This is a genomic window from Bacteroidota bacterium (assembly GCA_016183775.1).
In the GTDB taxonomy this organism is placed as follows: Bacteria; Bacteroidota; Bacteroidia; order JABDFU01; family JABDFU01; genus JABDFU01.
On the sequence record JACPDY010000019.1, the window covers coordinates 1 to 22,225 of the forward strand.

A 22,225-nucleotide genomic window follows, 5' to 3' on the forward strand; every position below is an offset into this window, starting at 1 on the left:
GGTTGTCAGTAATCAATATGTGGTTGCCTGAAATAGCTTTTTGGTTTACCACAACTGACAACCAACAACTAAATCACGGCGTGCTCAAATTCACATTCACACTACACCCATTTTTTATTAAGGGATGACATCGCTTCGAAGCGATGTCATCCCTTAATAAACCGGCAAAATCATGGAGCGGTAAGGTTAATATTCATACTGCATCCGTTTTTATCTGTAACCTTTACTATATAGTTACCAGGACAAAGTTGATTTTTATACCTGGTCACATATCCATCCGGCCAGGAGTAGGAGTAAGGACTTGTTCCTCCCGAAGCCGTTACCATCAGCCATTCTTTGCAACCGCACGCTACACAGTTAGCAGTACCTTTTGCAAATTGCCCTGATAGTGGAGGTGGTGAAGTAAATGTCGCTGTTGATGTCGCTGTACAACCCTTGTTATCTGTTACAGTAACAGTATAAGTTCCTGCCGATAAACCTGAAACCTGGAACCCTGAACCCTGAATCACACCACTCCAGTTATACATAAAAGCGGGACTGCCTCCCCCGGCTATTGCTGTTGCTGTTCCGTCATTACTTCCGTTACAGGATAAATTTGTTGCGCTTATTGTTACTGTAACCGCAGGGTTAATTGTAATCGCGGTGGTTGAAGAAGCTGTCGCCCCGGTGTTATCTGTTATTGTAACTGTATAGGTTGTTGATGAAACAGGACATGGACTTATAGTTTGTGTTGTTTCGTTATTGCTCCATGTATATGTGTATGGGCCGGTGCCATTGCTTGCAGCAGCTGTTATGGTAGCGCAGGTATTCGGGCAAATATCCGCCCCTGTCGCTGTAACTGTAATTCCTCCGCAAGGTGTGCCCGTGATCACAAATGTTGCAGTTCTTACCTGATTGCAATTACTTGTTGTTGTTACCGTGTAGGTCCCGGGACAAAGGCCGGTAATCGTATTAGAAGCTATTGTACTTAATGTTGAACTGCCATTGCTCCATGCATAACTGTAGTCGGGCTCGCCGCAGGTTAAACTAATTGTTGCGGTGCCATTACACGGACTGCAGGAGGTTGCATTAACCTGAGATTGAGTATAAGCAGGTGTGATAGGAATAAACTTCATTATGAAAGCATCGTGTATACCTGCGAAACCGCTTTGGTAGTATGCTCCGGCTGAATTCAATAATCCATTCGATGTCATTGTCTGCCATTCGCCAACAGCAAATAAATTATTATTCGCATCTGTTGTAACCGATGATCCAAAATCAATTCCAAAAGTTCCGGAAGTTCCGTTGTAGGTTGCCCATAGTCGGACGCCATTATTATTGAATTTCAAAATAAATACATCATCCTGCCCGCCCCCTCCGTAACCGGCCAAATACCCACCGCAGCCCGGATTCAGCGTTGGGAAATCCGTAGATTTAGTGCGACCTGTTACATAAACATTTCCGCAATTATCTACACATATTGCGGGTCCGTTGTATGTTGCGAATGGTTGGTCATCACTACTTCCTCCGTAATAACTGCTCCATAAAAGAGCGTTGTTCGTTCCGCTGAATTTGGCTATGTAGGCATCACCAATAAATCCGGTACCGCCATTATATGTATTATCGTAATACGCGCCTCCACCCGGATCTAAAGTAGGGAAGGAGGTATCAGTTGTTTTACCGGTGACAAAAATATTTCCACCGGCATCTACAGCGAGATGATGCAGTACGCTAAAGCCAGGCCCTCCGAAATTTGTGGCCCAGGTAGATGCACAGGTCGTACTATTGAATTTTAGAATGAATGAATTTGATATTGTTTGAAAATACGCTCCACCTCCGGGGTTAAGAGTAGGAAAGGTTGGATTGCCGCCTGATCCTCCTACAAAAACATTTCCAAAAGCATCGCAGGCAATTGAATGCGCCTGGTCAAAACCGCTGCCTCCGTAGTAAGTTGCCCATACGCGTGCACCGTTAATATCAAATTTGAGTATAAATGCATCAATAGTGCCGTTTAATGCTGACTGGTTGTATGCTCCCGCAAAGTTAAGGGTCGGGAAATTGGCTGAGTATGTTCTTCCGGCAATGAAAAGATTTCCGGCGGTATCAAATACTATACCGGTACCATCGTCCAAAGCGCTTCCTCCATAGTATGTTGCCCATAAACGTGTTCCGCCATTAGAAAACTTAAGGATATAGGCATCGGCTGCTCCGCCTGTCGCGGCCTGATTGTATGCTCCGGCTTTGTTTAAGACCGGGAAATTGGTCGATTGAGAATACCCGGTTACAAAAATGTTCCCTGTTACGTCAACGGCAATTGAATTTGCTTCTTCATAGGAACTGCCTCCGTAATAGGTAGCCCATAAGCGAACGCCGTTGTTATCAAATTTTACAATCTGAATATCATGATCACCGTTGTTAGCGCCGGAGTAATAATTTCCAGTGGACGGGTTATAAACAGGAAAATTGGTTGATTTGGAATATCCACAGGCAAAAACATTTCCGGCGTTATCGGTTTTCACGCTTAAAAAGCCGTCATAACTATTCCCGCCGTAGTATGTTCCCCATACCAGCTGCGGGTCGATTATCAATGACTCTCCTATATTATAATTGTCAATAGCGAAATGAATACGCGTTTCATAACCGTCTAGATTATTTCTTCTATCAGGACTTTTTACAAAATGCGTCGCTATTTCTTTGTCCTGCTGATAGCTTACAGGTGATCTTTCGGTTAATGTGCCTGTGTTAGTCTTAATTTCTACTTCTCCGTTTCTGTTTAATCGTAAAGGCTCGGGAGAAGAATAGATCAATTCTATTTTTTTTATATCCGCTCCGGGATGAACTATAAAATCATATTTTAAGCCTTTAGGGTCTGAATTATAAAGTACCCAATCAATGTCCGGGTAAATCTCCTTAATGATTATTTTTTCAAAGCTGTGTATATCGGTAATTCCATCAGGGCAGTGACCTGAAAAATATTGTACGAAATCTGTACTCCGCCCTTCTTTTATAATATTTTCCCTCTTAATGGAAGCGCCATTTAAGGTCATGTCGATCCGATCCCATTTCATCTTCCTGTTTTCTTCGTCAGCTTCATCTTCTCCTTCTTCCATTTTCAGAAACATATACGTAATTCCTTTTTCGGTTATATATATTTCCAAAGAAGGAGCATCTACTTTGAACAATACAAATGGTACAGTTTTTCCCTCCATATCAGTCAATTGCCCTTTGTTTTCAGTGAACCGGACCGGTTTATCGGTTATGTATTGACGGGTATCATTAGAAATTACAGAACCGACAGTTTTATGATCTCCATTGGCAACCACATTTCCAATGACAGGCACAACTAATGCAATGGCTAAAATACGGTTCAAGAACATGCTTGTGTTTATTTATAGCAAGTTACGTATAAAACCAAACAGCTTCCAAACCAATTGAGGAGCGATTATTTCCTGTTCAGTATGTTTATGCACTTATAAAAATTTATGCTAATTTAGAACGGACAGATATGTTTTTGGGTTATCCAGATCCGGATTTTATTTCACATTGTTTTACATCAACTGATTTTTAATAGCTCCTATTCAATTGAAACCGACAAACGACCTGTTCCTGCTTATAAAATCCCTTCATAAGAACGAGAAGCGGTATTTTAAACTATTCGCCTCATTTTATGAAAAGGATAAACAATACCTGAAGCTGTTTGATAAGATCAGCGCGATGGATGAATACGATGAAGGTTCATTGAAGAAGCAATTTCAATCCGGAGAATTTGCCCTGGCCAAGCACCGCTTGTATAAGATAATATTAAAAAGCCTGGTTGCATATAATGATACGGATGATAACAATGACCTGAATCTGGAATTATATAAAGCCGGTATTCTGAAAAAAAAGCGATTGGATAATGAGTTTTTTAAGAGAATGACTGTTTTAAAAGAACGGGCTTTGAGTTTGGATAAATATGAAGCTGCTGCATATATTATATCAATTGAAAAAAACATAGCACTTGGTAAAGTAATTTATAAGGAATCATTTAAGGGGGTAACGGATTTTTTCGGAAACCTTTATACCGTCATTGACAGAAGCAAAGAGTTGAATAAATATCATGAGTTGTATTGGAGGGTTTCGATTGCGAATAATACCAATGACAAAATAAAAACAAAAAAAGTTTTTGATAACATCATTACTTCTGAATACCTGCAGGATGAATCAAAAGCTACGACCTTCAGGATGAAGATCTTTTTTCACAACACCTGGTCTGTTTATTACGATCACCTTGGAGATACGACAAATTCGTATAAAGAGATCATTAAACTGAAAGCATTATTTGAAAAGCATCCCGCGATCATGGATGACAACCCAAATGAATACATGACCGTATTGTATAATTTATTCGAAAAGGCCATCACGCTTAAGCGATATAAAGAATCGCGGCTTATAATAAATGATATCAACAAAGTGCCGACGTATGAAGATGAATCGGGGCTGTACAGAGAGTCTTTATCTCTCGCATGCACCTTAAAGTTGTATGCAAAAGTATTGCCTGAAAGATCAGAGACGTTTATTGATGATATTGTTTTGCGTAATGATATCCGTAAAAAATTATCAGGCATCCGTTCTCCTTTGCTGAGGATAGTAATTATGTTTCGTATTGCATACCTGTTATTTGTTTTCCGAAAGTACAGGCCGGCTACAAGCTGGTGCAACAGGATCATTGCTGAATTCGACAACTATGAAGTGTTTGGTGAACTTACTGTAATGGTAAACATAATGCAGTGCCTGATTGGCTTTGATACGGGAGATCATGCCATTGTTGAAAGTATTATCCGTTCATTGTCCCGCCGAAAAAAATATTTAACCCAGAGAGAGAATAAAAAATATTTATTGTTAATTATTTCCTCTTTTGAAAAGCTGAATAAAGATCAAACTAGAGAAAGATACAATCGTGAGTTATCTGTTCTCAAAGATAAACTCGAACACTTTGATAACTCAACGGATGAAATTATATTTGATTTTGTTGATGTTATTTCATGGATAGAAAGCAAAACAGAGGATCGTCCTGTTGCTGAAATAATCCGAAAGAAAGCGGGTCACGTCAGGGCGCAGTAAGGCAAATGGTTAATAGTTGAGGGTTGTTGGTTGTCAGTAATCAATATGTGGTTGCCTGAAATAGCTTTTTGGTTTACCACAACTGACAACCAACAACTAAATCACGGCGTGCTCAAATTCACATTCACACTACACCCATTTTTTATTAAGGGATGACATCGCTTCGAAGCCCGGGCAGAGCTGATTTTTGTACCCGTTTACATAACCATCGGGCCAGGAGTAGGAGTAAGGGCGTGTACCGCCAGAGCCGTTTATCATCAACCATTCCTTGCAGCCGCAGCCTGCGCAATTGGCCGTGCCTTTTGCAAATTGTCCGGACAAGGCGGGTGGAGCAGCTATTGTAACAGATGAAGTTCCTGTACAACCTTTGTTATCTGTTACAGTAACCGAATAGGTTCCAGCGCTTAAGCCGGAAACCTGGAACCCGGAACCCGGAGCTACATTACTCCAGTTATAGGTGAAAGGCGAAGTACCGCTGCTTCCGCTTGCCTGCGCCGATCCGTCATTGCTTCCGTTACAGGTTAAATTTGTTGCATTGACTGTTACAGTAACCACAGGATTAATTGTCACAATTGCAGTTGAAGTGGCTGTAGCTCCTGTATTATCAGTTATAGTAACAGTATATGTTGTTGTAGCTGCAGGACAAGGATTAATATTTTGGGTTGTGCCGCCTGTGCTCCATAAATAGGTATATGGTCCGGTGCCACCCACAGTGCTTGATGTAACTGTGCCGCATGATCCGGGGCAAACTGAGTTGCCCGTGGCAGTTACTGAAGGGCCTGTGCAATTTATGACAGTTATTGTACTTTTTATTGAGGTGTTACAGGTGCCGTCATTTACACTATGAGTTACAGTATAGGTTCCAACGGTTAGAAAGGCATACGAAAAATTTGTTGTCGTACCGCTTACATTGGCCGGTGTTATATTGGAAATGAGCCAATTGTAGGTTATTCCGGTGCCCGGTGGTGTACCTGTATTGGTAAAGTTTACATTACTTCCGATACAAACGGTTCCGTTAGGGGATTGTGTAAATGATGGATCTACAGGGCTTGTTGAGGGAGCGATGGTAGCTGTTGATGTTTGGGTACATCCATTGGCTCCCGTTACTGTTACTGTATATGTATCTGCACTCAAACAACAGCTGTAAGTGCTTTTGGTTCCATTAGACCAGGAATAGGTATATGGGCCTGTGGAACCATTTGCACTTGCTGTTGCACTGCCATTTGCATTATTACAGCTTGTGCCTGTTGAGCTTACGCTGACGGGAATTTGGGGTGGTTGAGATATGTTTACAGCTACTATTGACGTACAACTACCGGCATCTGTTATTGTGGCCGTGTATGTACCCGCACCGAGTCCAGTAGCAGTTGAGGTCGTGCTTCCGTTTGACCATGAATAGGTATATGGTGAGGTTCCGCTCAAAACTGAAATTGTTGCAGATCCATTGTTTGCGCCATAACAAAGCAGATTTGTTTTTGTTACGGATGTTGTTAATGCTCCGGTTGAGGTAACCGTAACAACAGCGGTATCCTTATTGCAATTTACATCTGTAACAATTACACTATAGGTTCCGGCTGCAAGACCCGAGATAGAAGGGGTGGTTTGACCTCCGGGTATCCAATAATAGCTGTAGGAAGACATTCCACCGGAAATACTGGCTGTGGCAGTGCCAATATTACCATTGGTACAATTACCTGTTGGGGTTGCAGTTGCCGTTACATCTAATGGGTCAAGTGTGCATGCAGATAAATTAACCGATGCAAGGAACCCATTTCCGCATGCAAGTATTTCTCCGAAATTTCCAAGGCATATATCATAAATGGCAGCCGAAGTTGCCGCGGATGCCAGGAAAGTAAGGTTGGGATCGTATTTGTAGACTGCATTTTGAGATGATACGTATACATTTCCGCATGTATCAGTTACGATCCCTGAATTACCGCTTGCGCTTGTAATTGCAGTTCCCCCCGGAATTGTAACTGTATTTATTAATGCACCATTGGTAATATTTCTTTTTTGCAGAATTGCACCATTGCTGACAAAGAGAAATTGCTTGCTGGCAGCAATTAAATGAAGGGAAACAGGATATGCCACATTTGTATATGATCCTGACCAATAAGTAATATTAAAACCACCGGAAGTGTTCCATAAATTACCCCAGCCGGGCCCGAACGCTCTTATTCTTGCTGTATTTCCTTGCTCGGCAGTAACACCATAATAATTTCCATTTGGAGCTCTGATACAATCTCTCATATCCTCACTTGTTTGACCGATTATTGGATAACCACCAACCGAATATTGATAAACACCGGTTAATGGATTAAAAATTTGTTCCGGAGCACCATTGTATCCTGTTGCATACAAAATGGTATTATCACAATCAAACAATATGCGGTAAGGCTCATCATTTCGTATGCCCGAGCTTGACCATATTAGAGCACCTGCCGAACTCACTTTAAAGAACGGGCTTCCGCATAAGCCACCGCCCGAAATATATACATCACCTTTCTGATCAATTTTCAGATCATCACCGTAGCAGCCTCTCCAATCATAACCACATGTTGGAGTAGGTACATATGTCCAGATCAAAGCTCCTGCGGAAGAGAATTTTTTCACTCTGAAGAAATTACCAAGGCCACCTCCGGTACCGCCTAAAATATATACATTACCGGCCTTATCCTTTTCTACTTCCAACGCTTTATTTGGTCCGGGTAAAGCAACTCCGGTTGTCCATGGATCAATGATAACGGTGTTTTTTTTATTATAATTATTAAGTTTAAAAGTGACAATATTGTTTTCTGTTTCAAAGTCAGAGCCAATAACGGACATATCCGAATGGTAAAAGGTAAACGGCGCATGATCAATGATGTCACCAATTGAAGTACTCAGGTGGATATTTCCGCTTTTATCTTTATAAATTTTTTCAGCACCTGTGTATTTCATTTGGATTTTTGAGGCATCAGCTCCGGGATGAAGAGTCAATGAATATTTCAAGCCTTCCTTTTTGTGGAAAATATATTCCAGATCAATACCAGGGTAAAGATTTTTATAAATTATTTTTTTAAATGCGGATGCTTTGTATGATTTTTTCTCATCTCCATATGTATAGTACTCCGGAACAATATCCTGAGCAGTAATTTGAGCATGAGGGTTGGCATTCAACCATTGTAAATGGACAAAATGGGAATGACTCACCGTTTTTCTCACCATTTCCTTTTCATAATTCTCTTCTTCAGCATGGGAAGTGAATTTTATATTATCTCTGCCGGTTTTATCTGGTTGATCGGTTCTGTCATAGCGATAGGTAAGGCCATCATTTGTAAAATAAACCTGAAGGCCATTGGAGTTGATACCATATTTTATACTTGTAGAAGTAAGATTGTTTTTATTGTTAAATTGTCCCTTGTTCTCAATAAATACTTTATCCTGAAAAATATCATTTCTTATCCAATCCTTTGATGTACCGTTTGAAACAGAAACCCCGAATTGAGCCATAGCCAGTGCCGACTTCAACAGGATCAGAATTAAAATTGAGGTAGTCGTTCTTAATTCTTTCATTTCCGAAGATTTAATTGTGTTAATTCAACCCTTACCTGAAAGATGTTATATCGTTTTTTTCTCGTAAAGAATGAAATGTGAACATTTCATTCTTTCACTTGTTTTAAATTAAATAAATAGTTCTCTTTTAGCAATTAAAATTTACTGTAAATTTACAATTCAAAGATATATATTAGTTTATACAATATTGTTAATCAAATATTTAAATGACAAGAACAATTAATAAAAATAGCACTTCAGATAGCTTATTCGAACTGATCAGGTCATTAAATCCGACGGAGAAAAGATATATCAAGGTGCTAATGTCGAAAAATTCAGGCAGGAGTTATGAAAAATTGTTTGACGTGATCAACAAACAAAAGATTTATAATGAATGGGAAACAAAAAGAAAGCTTAGAAACGAAACATATATCAGGCAGCTGGCAAGGATAAAAAACTATCTGTATGAATTCATTGTCGCGGGACTTAATACATACCATGCCTCTTTTAGTCCAGGACTAGTACTGAAAAGATACCTGACCACGGTTGAGATACTATTCAGAAAAAAATTATTTGTCCAATGTAAAAAATACCTGCAAAAGGCGAAGAAACTCGCTTTACGATATAATGAATATACGGCTCTGCTGGAAATTCTGAACTGGGAGAGATCACTGATGGACGTCAGAGTAAATATAAAAAAAAGAATGACCGATCTTGATACTCACATTATACAGGAAGAAAATGTATTGAAGAAGATCTCCCGTAAAAATCAATATAGAAATCTGTATTTCAAGGCCTATTGGCTAATGTTGAAGGAGGGAGTGGCAAGAGGTCATAACGGATCGGGTGAAATGGAAAAAATAATAAAACATCCTTTCCTGACTGATACAAAAAATATAGTTGATGTTTCGACGCGAATAATGTATTTCGAAATACAGGCTTTTTACCGGCAATATGCCGGTAATTTTCCCCAGGCATATAATTACAGAAAAAAGCTGATCGGATATTTCACCGAAGATCTTTTAAAAATACCGGAATACGTGCTCAGGTATAAAATGGCTTTGCATAATTTTCTTGTTATTTCTTCTTATTTGTCTAGGTACGATAGTGTTTATAATAATCTACTCGATCAGCTAAAAGCACTGTCAAAGAATAATGGCCTGTCTGATGTGGTGAAAAAGGAGATCCCTGTTGCGGTTTTTGCATTTCAAACGGCAAAATATATTGGTGTAGGTAAATTCAGGGATGCGATCCATTTGATTGAGAATGATTTTGATGGACTGAGGCCTTTGATAAAGGCGGACAACGAGCTGATACAATTTTACGGACTTTTTTTTACGTGTTACTTTACAGTAAGTAATTATTCAAAGGCTTTGTTCTGGTTGAATAAGATCATTAATTATCCTCATTCAGATCACAGAAAAGATGTGTTATGTCTTGCCCGTATATTAAATATCATTACACATTACGAAAAAGGTAATTATGATTTGATCGAAAATCTTACCCAGTCGACGCGGAGGTATTTTATAAGGGTTCGGCACCATTCTCTTTTTGAGGATCGTGTGCTTGAATTTTTCAAGAATAGAATGTATGAAATAAAGGATGAAGATGAACAGATCAGGGTATTCATTGATCTGAAGAAAGACCTGACCAGGATACTGAAAAAGGCAAAAGAGAAACTTGTACTGGACTATTTTGATTTTATCTCGTGGCTGGAAAGTAAAATTGAGAATCGTCCGCTTATTGAGGTTGTTATTGAAAAGGCGAAGATAGTTGGTGATGGGTAATCAGTAATCAGTGATCGGTAATCAGTAATCAGTGATCGGTGATCGGTAATCAGTATAATTAGTAATCGGTTAACTCTAACAACTGACAACCAACTACTAATAACAAATTCATGGCGCAGTAAGATTCACATTCACACTACATCCGTTTTTGTCTTTAATGTTTATGTTATATGTACCGGGACAAAGTTGATTTTTATACCTGTTCACATATCCATCGGGCCACAAATAAGTATAAGGGCTTGTGCCGCCTGTTGCATTTATCATTATCCATTCCTTGCAGCCACAACCAGAACAGTTGGCTGTGCCCTTTGTAAATTGACCAATTAAAGGTGGCGGTGAAGATATTACAGATGAATCGGTTTTAGTACATCCGTTTGCATCTATAACCGTGACTACATAAGTTCCAGGACTTAGTCCAATAATAGTTGCTCCCGTTGCTCCATTACTCCAGGTATAATTATAGGCAGGCGTTCCACCAGAAGTGCTTGCGGTACCTGTACCGTTGTTACTTCCGCATGTTGCGGGACTTGAATTTGTCGAGAGTGAATTAAAATCGGGAAATATGGTAATAGGGCAACTGCCGGCATTTGCCGTTACGCCGGTGACATCAGTAACTATACAACTATACTGTGTTGATATTAAAGGACAGACAGAATATGGACCCGATCCGTTTCCAATATTTGGTGTCCAATTATATGTATAAGGTGGAGTGCCACCATTAACATTAACCAAGACCGTTTGACAATTACCCGAACACATTTTTGTACAAGGTCCTATTAACTGCGCGGTAACTGAAGAACAAGACGTGCCTGTGATAATAAATGAGGTGGTTTGCGTTTGATTGCAATTGCTTGCTGCTGTTACGGTGTAGGAACCTGGGCAAAGACCCGTAATAGTATTAGAGGTTATCGAGCTATTTAATGTTGAGTTACCATTGCTCCAGGTGTAATTATAGTTTGGTTCGCCACAACTTATGTTAATAGTTGCACTACCATTACAGGGAGCACATGTTGTAGAGTTTAACTGGCTTTGATTATAGGAAGGAATAGAAGGAATAAACTTCACAATATAGCCATCATCTAAACCATTGAAAGTTGCATCAAAATAAGTGCCTCCCCCGGGATCGGTTAAGGGATAAGTTGCCGGATTTATGGAGCCAATATTAATCCATTCTCCAGTGACAAATAAATTCCCAAAATTGTCAAGCGCGATTGCTTCTCGATATTCTTCTCCATCTCCTCCAAAGTAAGTAGCCCACAATAAGGCGCCGGTATTGCTAAATTTGATAAGAAAAATATCACCAGTAGAAATACCTCCATTGTAACTTGCATCATAATATTCGCACGAAGCATTTCCAAAAGTGAGTATATCGGTTGAAAAAGTTCTAAAACTCACAAATACATTCCCACAAAAATCAATAGCAATGTTGTCGTATGTCGACATAATTTCCAGCTTACTCCCTCCATAACAGGTAGCCCATATAAGAAATCCTACGCTTGTAAATCTCAAGATAAAGGCATCCCCGCTTCCTGCCAAAGTTTGATTATACGCTCCTGCCCAGATAGTAAGTGGAAAATTGGGGGATGCTTCCCACCCTGTTACATATACATTATTGTTCCCGTCTATTGCAACAGACCACCCTTCGTCATCACTATTTCCTCCATAAAAGGTAGCCCAAGTGCGTGCTCCAGTGTTTGTAAATCGCAAGACGAAGGCATCCCATCCCCCTCCATAAGTTGGATCATTATAAGCTCCCGTCCAAGGTTGAAGTGGAAAATTTGGGGATGTAGTCCTCCCGGTTACATACACATTATTGCCTCCGTCTATAGCAATTGCGCACCCTTCTTCAAAGCCACTCCCTCCATAATAGGTAGCCCAGGTGAGTGCTCCTGTGTTCGTAAATCGTAAGATAAAGGCGTCCAAGAACCCCCCTCCATAAGTTGCATCATTATATGCTCCCACCCAGTTTTGAATTGGGAAATTAGTTGAAGATGTCAATCCTGTTATGTACACATTATCACCCCCATCTATAGCAATGGAATATGACCGATCTTCATTATTTCCTCCATAATAGGTAGCCCAGATGCGAACTCCTGTGTTTGTGAATCGCAAGATGAAGGCATCTCCCAAAACTCCTCCTCCATAAGTTGGATCATTATACGCTCCCGCCCAAGCTTGAAGCGGAAAATCAGTGGAACGTGTATTTCCCGTAACATACACATTATTGCTCCCATCTACAGCAATGGAATATCCATCATCGACATTGCTCCCCCCATAATAGGTCGCCCAAGAAAGAATTCCGATGTTTGTAAATTGCAAAATAATGACATCGCCAGCCCCCCCCCAAACCGCATCATTATATGCTCCAGCCCTGGTTTGAATAGGATAATTAGAGGAACTTGAATAACCCACTACATACACACTCCCATTATCAACTACGATACTCCTAAGGCCATCGAGCCCATTTCCGCCATAAATAGTAGCCCATACTAATTGTGGGTCAATTACCAATGAAGCTTTGAGATTTGACCCCGAGTACTCGGAGTGAGATGCGAAATTGAAACTAATCCCAACATTGTGTTGGTCAATTATGGTTTTTGTGAAACTGCACTCCACTTCAACATATGTCTCGTGCAAATAGGAATACGGCGCGTTTTCGGTAAGAGTACCCAGAGGGGTTTTGATATTTATGTTACCGTCAGGGTCAATTGTTAATGGATTTTCGCTTTCATAAATAAGTTTTATTTGGTTGTAGTCTGCACCTGGATGCACCACAAAATCATATTTCATCCCTGTTTTGCTACTACTGTAAAATACCCAGTCAATACCAGGATAAACTTCCTTGATAGTAATTTTTTCATACTGACGAACGTCGTAAATACCCTCGGGGCAGTGTCCGTAAAAATAATTGAAGTGTTCTGCACTTTCTCCTTCTTTAATAATGTTTTCTTTTTTAATACTTGCACCTTTTAAATGCATATTTACCCATGCCATTTCGGTTTTTACATTTTCTTCTCCCCCCTTTTCTTGTTTGCCTATTGCTCTCGAGTACTCTGCTCTAACTTTTTCTTTGTTTTCTTCTTCCTTGTCTATTAACTGCCTAGTGTCTATTTCTTTGTTTTTTTCTTCTCCTTTCACAAACACATATGTCAAGCCGTTTTCGGTAATGTAAGCATCCATCCCCGGCGATGATGCTCTGAACAATACAAAAGACACGGGTTTGTAATCGCTATTCACCATCTGCCCTTTGTTCTCCAAAAATTTTACGGGCTGTCGAAGCATCCAGGAGCGAGCTTGCTCTTTGGTGATTTCTTTATTGGTTTCTTTTTCGGGTAAAGGCAATTTGTCATAGCTGCCTGCAAAGGTACTATCAGCTGTGAGCAGGGATGCGAAAAATAAAATTATCTTCTTCATTGTAGTATTAAATTCGTGTTATTTCTTTGCAAAATTAAAGGCGAGCTATGTTAATATAATGAGAAGCAATTATTGCTGAACATAAATTTATGCTATTCTTGATTGACATTCAATTAATAATATTATTTTTATAAGAACTAATTATTGTATATTAATATATTATATAATTGATATACAATAAATTATATTTATTTATTATGAGAAGATATATTAAATTTAATGATACAATTTTTAGCCTTGTCAAATCGCTCGATCTTGCCGAAAAGCGATTCCTGAAATCGGCTTTCATAAATCAAAATCATGGGAAAAAGAGCAATTCGGTTCTTCTTTTTAATATTCTTGACAAGCAAAAAGAATACAGCCGCAAACAGGTGAAGAAACTATTCATGGAGCGGTGCGGAAGCAATAATATTTCCGTTGCAAGGTACCACCTGTATCGACTCATGATCAAAAGCCTGGTGACTTTTCACTTTTCAGATCGCAAAGACAATCAACTTCAGGAAGAAATAAATCATATCAAGATACTATACACTAAAAAATTATTCAAAGAGGCAGATAGTACAATACAAAAAGCAAAAAGGAATGCCTATGACCAGGAAAATTATTATGGATTACCAGAATTGTTATATTGGGAAAAAAGATTGATCGGAAATTTTCCGAACCGGGAACAAGTCATGCCAAGAATTACCAAGGCAATAGATGAACAAAAAGCAGTGTTTGATCAAATCGCTGAGATTGACAATCTCTGGATAAAGGTTGAACAAATGAATAATATTACCAAGTTAAACGTGGATATTGCCAACAGACCCGATTTGTTAAAACGAATTGAGAAAATAGTCGGTTCCGTTTCAAACGAGATACACCGCACATCATCTTCACTCGCCCGATTCTATTGGAGCGGTATTCACATGCAATATGCCGTGCTAACGAAAAACTCGGAAGCTGTGTTTCTCTATTCAAAAAGGGAAATTGAGTTTATGGAAGGTCGATCCCGCTTGATCCAGGCTTATCCATGGCGTTACCTAACTTATTTGAGTGTATATAATAATGCCTTGCGAATGATGAAAAAATATAATGAAGCATTATCGGTCATTCGTAAAATGAAGTCTGAAATAGAACGGCTTAGTAAAACATTATCAGTTACCACAAAAGTTGAGTTTTATTCGCGCATTTACATACGGGAAATGAATATATATGCTGCAACTTTTGAATTCAATAAAATTATAGGATTGGTACCTGAAATAGTGCAAATGAAACAGGAATATAAAGGTAAGATTGTGGATAATGATTTGAAAACAATTCAATACAATATCGCCTATGGATTTTTTTGTACAAGCCAGTACAGGAAGGCTCTGAGATGGGTTAATGATTTCACTCAAACACAAAGCAAAGATGCTATTTCGGCAATTGATTTTTGGGGAAATACGCTACTTTTTCTTATTCATTATGAATTGGGTAATTATGAATTGCTGACCGGGCTCATGAAGAAGTTTAAATTGTCAAGGCCGGAGGATAAACGAATGGCCAAAATTGGAGATGCAATTACACGGTTTATAGAAGAAGTGATCCCATTGGTAGGCAACAATTTTGAATTTATTAAACATGTAAAGGCTTTGATAAAAGATTTCAGAAAAATTGAGGACGAAGAAGACTTCGATCATTTATTAGGAATAGATGTCCTTTCCTGGCTCCGATCGAAGGTGGAGAACAAACCGTTTGTCAGGATTCTGAAGGAACGATCGGGAGAATCTGATAATTGACTGTCAATTTTTTTTACAATAGTTTCTCAGAAAAGTACCATGTTAAATCAGGGTGCGGTGAGGTTAATGTTTACACTACACCCGTTTTTGTCAGTAATATTTATAGTATACGATCCGGGACATAACTGGTTTCTATACCTGTTAACAATTCCGCCTGAGGCTGGCCAGGAGTAGGAGTAGGGGTTTGTTCCGCCGGTGGCGGTTACCATTAACCATTCTTTACAGCTACAGCCTGCGCAATTGGCTGTGCCTTTTGTAAATTGTCCGGACAAGGAGGGTGGAGCAGCTATTGTAACAGACGAAGTTCCTGTACAACCTTTGTTATCTGTTACAGTAACCGAATAGATTCCTGCACTTAAACCTGAAACCTGGAACCCCGAACCCGGAACCACATTGCTCCAATTATAGGTGAAAGGAGCTGTACCGCTGTTTCCTGTTGCAGTAGCTGAACCGTTTGTTCCACCATTGCAGGTAATATTTGATGGTGTCACTATAACTGAAACAGCAGGATTAACAGTAACCACTATTGTAGTTGATCCGGTACACCCCCCATTGTTTGCTGTTAGAGTGTAAGTAGTGTTGCTAGTAGGGCTTACTGTTATTGCTGTTGTTGTTGCTCCCGTGCTCCACACATACGTACCGCCTCCGTTGGCTGTAAGTATTGTATTACTACCATTGCAAATGGTGGTTATACCACTGATGCCAGGTGTTACGCTTCCGCTACCAGCTATCATTGTATAAGTGGCTTGTAAAGTATCATTACAATTCATATAAGCGGTTACGGTATAAGTTCCTGCACATAAACCGGTAACTGTATTGGTGGTGCTAGCAACATTCATCGTACTGCTGCCATTACTCCATACATAGCTGTAATTGGGATTACCACAACTCACATTTATTGTTGCACTACCATTGCAAGAGCAAGACGGATTGTTTTGAGATTGAATGAAGGAAGGAAAAATAGGTGAAAATTTACCAACAAAAGCGTCATCTCCGGTACCTCCTCCTTGATATACACCATCAAAATAAGCGCCGCCGCCCGGATCTTTTACTACTCCTCCAGGTAGCTGATATTCTCCTATAATAAAAAGATTCCTGTTCTGGTCAACAGCCAGATCTTCTCCCCATCCATACCCTTTTAATGAAACGCACCAATTAAATACCCTGTTGACATTAAACCAAGCTATAAACGGCACTTGGCAATTACTTCCACTCTTATCGTTTGCATAAAACGAACCACAGCCGGCATCTTTATACGGAAAGCCAGTTGTACATCCTCTACCAGTAATATACAAATTATCACAGTTATCAATGACTGCTCCCATGAGACCAGTGCCTCTGCCATCGCCTCCAGACCCCCCAAAAAATGTTGCCCATACTTGTGCACCGGTGGGATCAAATTCAGATATAAATATATCATCCCCACCTGCTGAACCAATAATGTTATCAAAATATGCTCCTCCACCCGGATTAACTAATGGAAAACCATTGCTAGTGGTTCCAACAACAAAAAGATGATCCGAACTATTCATAGCTAATACATCTGCCCAGCTATTTCCTGTTCCTCCCAGGTAAGTGCTCCATAGCAACTGGCCGGTTGTAGAAAATTCGGTTAAATAACATGCCGCTAAAAATGTGTTTGAAGTTTTTACAGATTGGTTGTAAGCTCCAAGTTTATTTTTTATTGGCATATCGGATGACCGGGTAAAACCTGAAACAAAAACATATCCATTGCTATTGGTAATTACACTTTGAGCCCTTTCAACTTCGGTTCCACCGAAATAAGTTGACCATTTAAGTTGCAATGAGGAATCAAATTTCATAATAAAAGCATCATTTCCTTTATCAGTCTGTAAGTAGGAACCAGCATTTATTCCTAATAGAGGCAATGTTCCATTTAAAAAAGATAAAGACCCTGTTACTGTTAAGCCAACAATATATAAATTATCCATTTTGTCGATATGACCAGAATATGCATAGTATGTTCCTTTCAGATAGGTTCCCCATTGTCTGATGCCGGCACTAGAAAATTTCAATACAAATCCCCTCCCTGTGTAAGATGGCTCAAAATAAGAAATCCCACCCGCTGATTGTGTAGGAAAGTCATTACACTCGGTGGTTCCAATAATAAATATATTTCCCTTGCTGTCAATTTCAATATCTTCTGCCCATTCCGTTTTCGCATCAATTCCGCCATAAAAAGTCGCCCATAATCTTTGCCCGGTATTACTGAATTTTAAAATAGTTATATCATGCGCTCTTCCTCCAAATGTATTTTTATAATAAGCCCCACCACCCATATCAAGAAGAGGGTAATCAAGAGATGCTGTATAACCGCAGACAATAATATTGCCATTGCTATCAGTCGATATTCCATTAAAACCATCTAAATCATTACCAGTATAAAGGGTCAACCAGTCCAGTGCGGGATCAATAACAAGATTTTGCTTCAAGTCATACGATCCTAAATCAAATAAAATTTCCTTTGAAAAATTCTCTTGTGAATCTCCTTCTCTGGTTTTTATTTCATATTTTGAAGAGATTATTGTTTTCTTTTCCTCTTCATAACATATCAGCTCTCCTTCATTCAGATTACCAAGTGGAGTAACTATATTTATAAATCTTCCATTTCCCGACTTCAATTTCCCATTTCCTTTATAAAGAAGTCTTATCATTTTCGGATCTGCTCCAGGCCGGACAATAAAATCCTGTTTAATCAAAGGCGGACTCTCATTTGAATGTTGTTTTATATATAACACCCAATCTATTCCGGGATATATATTTGTGAATGTAATTTTTTCATAAGTCTTTACATCGAAAATGCCTTGTGGAAAATAACCGGTATAATAATCTATTCTGCCCGTTTCAATGAGAGCACCCTTAACAATTTTATCCTTACTAATGGAGGCTCCTTCAAGTTCCATATCTATTATACTAATTTCCATTCTTCGCTTTTTTCTATCACCCGGGAGTTGAATAGCATTGTTGCATATATCTTCCTCTTCTTTTTCCTCTCTTTTCGTAAATGCATATCTGAGTCCTGTGTTTGTTATAAAAATATTTAACCCTTTAAAGGTTAAACTGTATAAAACATTATTTGCTATTTCTCCTTTACTATTCAAAAGCTGGCCCTTGTTTTCAATAAAACCAACCGGGAGCTGGCGATTTTGCTGTTCCAGTTCTGATAAATTAACATTATCAGTTGTTCTGTTTTGTTTTATGCTAACATAGGCATTGACAGAAGAAGCTTCTTCCGACTGTGCCATTAAGCAATTAAAAGAAGAAAAAAACAGCAGCGAAAAAAGAAGGAGCCAAGATTCAATTTTCTTTTCAATTCCTGAAATAGCCGAACCGAACTGGCTATTTATCTTTTTTGTTACATTGTATAATTTCGCCATCTTTTTTTAATTTTAATTATCCTGTCAATAACATCCTGTGGTATAGCTGAGTTAAATTGTATAGTAGTAAATGTCTTTTTTAAAAGAAACAGATGTCAATCCAATTATTACGGGTTTCTTAGAATAGCAAATCAAATAGTCTATGATGAAAACCTGGAAGCTGTTCAAAAAGTGACTATAGATGCCTCGTTTAAACAATCAAATGTTTCAATAAGACATTTATCATCATTTCTTTATTAGACAAACATTAAATTACAAGCACTCATTTTTTACTATTCTTTTATAAATTTTTGTGCCTGGTTTTTATCATTGGTATTAAATTTTATAAAATAAACTCCAGCTGGTATTGATTCAATGTTAATCTCCGTTTTGGTCCCTTTTGGCAGTTTTTCTGTATATACATTTTGTCCCAGAATATTTATTATTTCTATACTTCCATTTTCTGTTATAACCTTATCAAATTGAATGGAGATGAATTCACCAGCAGGATTAGGATAAAGACTAATTTGATTTTGGTATTGATCTGAATTATTTATTCCTGAAATGGCACAATAGTTTTGACAGAAACAATAAGTGACATTTGTTCCTACGGTTCCGCTTTGCGAATCAAATCCGGATGTGGGGTTACCTGTATCGCACATATCCAGCTTACCGGTAACTCCATAAATCCCAAGATTTGATGTTCCTTGTGCGACTTTAAATCCTCCGCATGAAACGGTTGAGCCATTTACAGTTCCACTATTTGACCAGCCGCCTCCTACTGTTATCATCGTTTCAGTATAAAAAACCGAATTCGTGTGGAAAATGGAAAATCCATCTTCAACCTCCATGCATCCATAATTATCAACTTTACCGGGGTACAATGTATCTCCCAGACTAAAACCACCGCGAACCAGTATTTTTCCTGAAGAGGTATTGTTCAAATATCCATTAGTTATTACAGAAAATCCCTTGATGTTTATTTGTCCCCAATTATTTAAGGTATCCATATTGAAAACATTTAGACCATTAACAGATTTATAATTATTGAAGATTCCCCGGTTTTCTATACCAGAAGCATCAATCTCGCCATAGTTATTTAATTCTCCCCCTCCCTGTATCTCAATACCGCTATTAATTATACCCTCATTGCATAATGTACCACCGGAATTTATAATTATTCCACCATTAATAACAATGGAAGGTGCAATGCAAACAGTTTGTCCTGAACTTACAATTATACCCGTTGATGTATTAGAAGTTATGGTGCTGGTACACCCCGTGCATTGTCCATAAATTAGATTTTGCGTTATAAGAAAGAAATTAAGGATGAGAATTTTTTTTGCTTTCATATTTTTTGATTTTTGTTTATAGTTTGTTTAACTATTAAGAGTTGGTATTCAATTATCTCTCAATTACTATTTTTCCATTTTGTATTTTATTGTTATCATCAATAAGTTTTATAAAGTATAATCCATTAGAAAGATTACCTGTATTAAGATGAACAATATGTTCACCTGCCGGATAATTTTCTTGTTCAGCAATCGATTCAGCTTCCTGTCCTAAAACATTAAAAAGTTTAATAGTTAGATTTGCGGCTTCCGGCATTTCGAATTTGATATTGACTTCATTTTGAGCCGGGTTAGGATAAATATGAAATGAATTTTCATTTGCCACTAACTCATCAATGCGTGTGTTGATACCCCGTCTGGGTCCAATATATTTCCTTGCAATAACTACAGCGTTCATTCTGTAATTCATATTTACCTCAACAGGATCTACACCTCCATGATACCAATTGAGCCAGAAACCCTGAATACCCATTTCAGGATGGCGTCTCCAGCGGAAATTATTTCTTTCATAAGTTAAAACTCCATCCACCCAAACTTTATAAACCCCATCGAAGTTGGCTGTACCATTTCCTAAGGTATCATATGGACCGCTGATAGAATTTACTTTTATATAATGCTCAATACAATACCATTTCTCTTTACTCAGAACAGTTCCATTCCATTTTATACCTTCTCCAAAAGGTCCCACCTGATCCAGGTGATACATGTATCCACCTACCCAGAACAAATCATCATATGGATTTCCGTCACCAAATTTTTTTCCTCCATGGCCACGTTCTGAGCATCCCTGATATTCCCAACGATTATTTTTCCATTTTTTTAAACCGGTACCCGGACTTCCTCCATTTCCGGTAGTGGCTTGCCAATATCCTCCCTGTGCAGGGTTCCACCAACCCATGCGAAGATCAAATCCCGGCATTTTATTAGCATCAACAGTAGATCCCCAGTTCTTCTCCAGGTAAACATAATACCTTGCGTAAAGTTCTGTTTCTACCTTATCAGGAGTTCCATCAGCTTTTCCCCTGATCACATTGCGTTCGTACGAGCAACTGGATAATGATCCCACCGGAAAATCACCACGATAGTAAGTTGATTGAGTGACAGGATCATATACCTGTGAATAGTTACCACTAGGACCACCTGAATTCCAAACGCTTTTACTTAAATCTGAAAAGTCCGCAGCAAATACAACATTAGCATCTTGGTTAATATTTTTGTCCAAAGGATATTTTTGAGCGATTCCCATTATTGGGATTTTTCCATCTCCTCCATCCTTATAAGCGGGAGGATTGGCTTCCATTATATTGATCACTCCTGCAGTTTTTAAAAGTGTACAGTTTAATGTTAATATAGCGCTTGTTACTTTGGTCCCCTGAACACCTGATAAATCAAATTGAACAATGGCAAACCAGGAGTCTCTTGATACACTAAATTTATCTCTGGTATCATAAACGGCAGAAGCTGTTGACCAATTTGCATTGGCGGAACAGGGAGGATTAAAAGTTCCTTTTTCAGTTTTAATTGTTAGTTTGGGACGATTTGCAACAGTGCTGCAGGTTCTTCCATCAAAAATAGTAGTATTGATCATTTTAGATTGCAGATAAAATCCCCTGTTTAAGCCATTAGTGAGCCATCGCGCTACAAGCGTATCAACTTTAAAATTCACCCGACCGGTGGCTGAAACTGTTGTTGAGGTATATGGTATTGTACCTTGAGGTGTTTGTTTCGCATCCATCCAATCGCCTGTTACCGGGTTAACCCAGGGGAGTTCGAGTTTTACACTCCAGAAATTTTTTGTGGGTCCGCTTCCTCCATCCCAGCTTTTATAGTGTTGTCCACTTACTTTTAATGTTATAGTCATTATCGTGACTATAAATAGCATTGCTATGCTGTTTTTTAGAAGTGTCGCTTTCATATGT

The 22,225-nt window shown here is 38.7% G+C and carries 9 protein-coding genes; 3 read left to right on the plus strand and 6 right to left on the minus strand.

Translation table 11 applies throughout. The features are described 5' to 3' along the window. Positions 1–170: 170 nt before the first annotated feature. Positions 171–3,356 (minus strand): SBBP repeat-containing protein, encoded by a 3,186-nt coding sequence (locus HYU69_02635; GenBank protein MBI2269234.1) that lies wholly within the window; start codon positions 3,354–3,356, stop codon positions 171–173. A gap of 205 nt (positions 3,357–3,561) precedes the next feature. Here HYU69_02635 and HYU69_02640 point away from each other — a divergent pair, with 205 nt between their 5' ends. Continuing rightward, complete coding sequence (locus HYU69_02640) at positions 3,562–5,082, plus strand: hypothetical protein (GenBank protein ID MBI2269235.1); 1,521 nt, start codon at positions 3,562–3,564, stop codon at positions 5,080–5,082. 129 nt (positions 5,083–5,211) lie between these two features. Here the strand turns inward: HYU69_02640 and HYU69_02645 are convergent, their stop codons facing one another. Beyond that, positions 5,212–8,637: a hypothetical protein gene (locus HYU69_02645; GenBank protein ID MBI2269236.1), complete on the minus strand. Its 3,426-nt coding sequence runs from the start codon at positions 8,635–8,637 to the stop codon at positions 5,212–5,214. A 206-nt stretch (positions 8,638–8,843) separates the two neighbouring features. On the opposite strand from HYU69_02645, the gene HYU69_02650 reads away from it, so the two are divergent. Beyond that, the gene (locus tag HYU69_02650; GenBank protein ID MBI2269237.1) at positions 8,844–10,403 is read left to right on the plus strand and encodes a hypothetical protein; all 1,560 of its coding nucleotides are present in this window, start codon (positions 8,844–8,846) and stop codon (positions 10,401–10,403) included. Between the two features lie 108 nt (positions 10,404–10,511). Here HYU69_02650 and HYU69_02655 read toward each other — a convergent pair whose 3' ends face one another. Beyond that, positions 10,512–13,817: an SBBP repeat-containing protein gene (locus HYU69_02655; protein ID MBI2269238.1), complete on the minus strand. Its 3,306-nt coding sequence runs from the start codon at positions 13,815–13,817 to the stop codon at positions 10,512–10,514. A gap of 197 nt (positions 13,818–14,014) precedes the next feature. On the opposite strand from HYU69_02655, the gene HYU69_02660 reads away from it, so the two are divergent. Next, on the plus strand, positions 14,015–15,577 hold the full coding sequence (locus tag HYU69_02660) for a hypothetical protein (GenBank protein MBI2269239.1): 1,563 nt from the start codon (positions 14,015–14,017) through the stop codon (positions 15,575–15,577). Between the two features lie 47 nt (positions 15,578–15,624). On the opposite strand, the gene HYU69_02665 is transcribed toward HYU69_02660, so the two are convergent. The 3 genes from HYU69_02665 to HYU69_02675 all read right to left on the minus strand — a co-directional run bounded on the left by HYU69_02665 (position 15,625) and on the right by HYU69_02675 (position 22,221). Next, on the minus strand, positions 15,625–18,975 hold the full coding sequence (locus HYU69_02665; protein MBI2269240.1) for a SprB repeat-containing protein: 3,351 nt from the start codon (positions 18,973–18,975) through the stop codon (positions 15,625–15,627). 272 nt (positions 18,976–19,247) lie between these two features. Then, complete coding sequence (locus HYU69_02670; GenBank protein MBI2269241.1) at positions 19,248–20,306, minus strand: T9SS type A sorting domain-containing protein; 1,059 nt, start codon at positions 20,304–20,306, stop codon at positions 19,248–19,250. Positions 20,307–20,358: 52 nt separating this feature from the next. Further along, entirely contained in the window at positions 20,359–22,221 is a 1,863-nt protein-coding gene (locus HYU69_02675) for a T9SS type A sorting domain-containing protein (protein ID MBI2269242.1), read from the minus strand. Between the last annotated feature and the right edge of the window lie 4 nt (positions 22,222–22,225).

What these genes read in the sequence shown, in the direction of transcription:
- HYU69_02670 (MBI2269241.1), bottom strand. Translation starts at nt 20,306, where the DNA reads ATGAAAGCAAAAAAAATTCTCATCCTTAATTTCTTTCTTATAACGCAA.
- HYU69_02655 (MBI2269238.1), bottom strand. Translation starts at nt 13,817, where the DNA reads ATGAAGAAGATAATTTTATTTTTCGCATCCCTGCTCACAGCTGATAGT.
- HYU69_02675 (MBI2269242.1), bottom strand. Translation starts at nt 22,221, where the DNA reads ATGAAAGCGACACTTCTAAAAAACAGCATAGCAATGCTATTTATAGTC.
- HYU69_02635 (MBI2269234.1), bottom strand. Translation starts at nt 3,356, where the DNA reads ATGTTCTTGAACCGTATTTTAGCCATTGCATTAGTTGTGCCTGTCATT.
- HYU69_02650 (MBI2269237.1), top strand. Translation starts at nt 8,844, where the DNA reads ATGACAAGAACAATTAATAAAAATAGCACTTCAGATAGCTTATTCGAA.
- HYU69_02645 (MBI2269236.1), bottom strand. Translation starts at nt 8,637, where the DNA reads ATGAAAGAATTAAGAACGACTACCTCAATTTTAATTCTGATCCTGTTG.
- HYU69_02660 (MBI2269239.1), top strand. Translation starts at nt 14,015, where the DNA reads ATGAGAAGATATATTAAATTTAATGATACAATTTTTAGCCTTGTCAAA.
- HYU69_02665 (MBI2269240.1), bottom strand. Translation starts at nt 18,975, where the DNA reads ATGGCGAAATTATACAATGTAACAAAAAAGATAAATAGCCAGTTCGGT.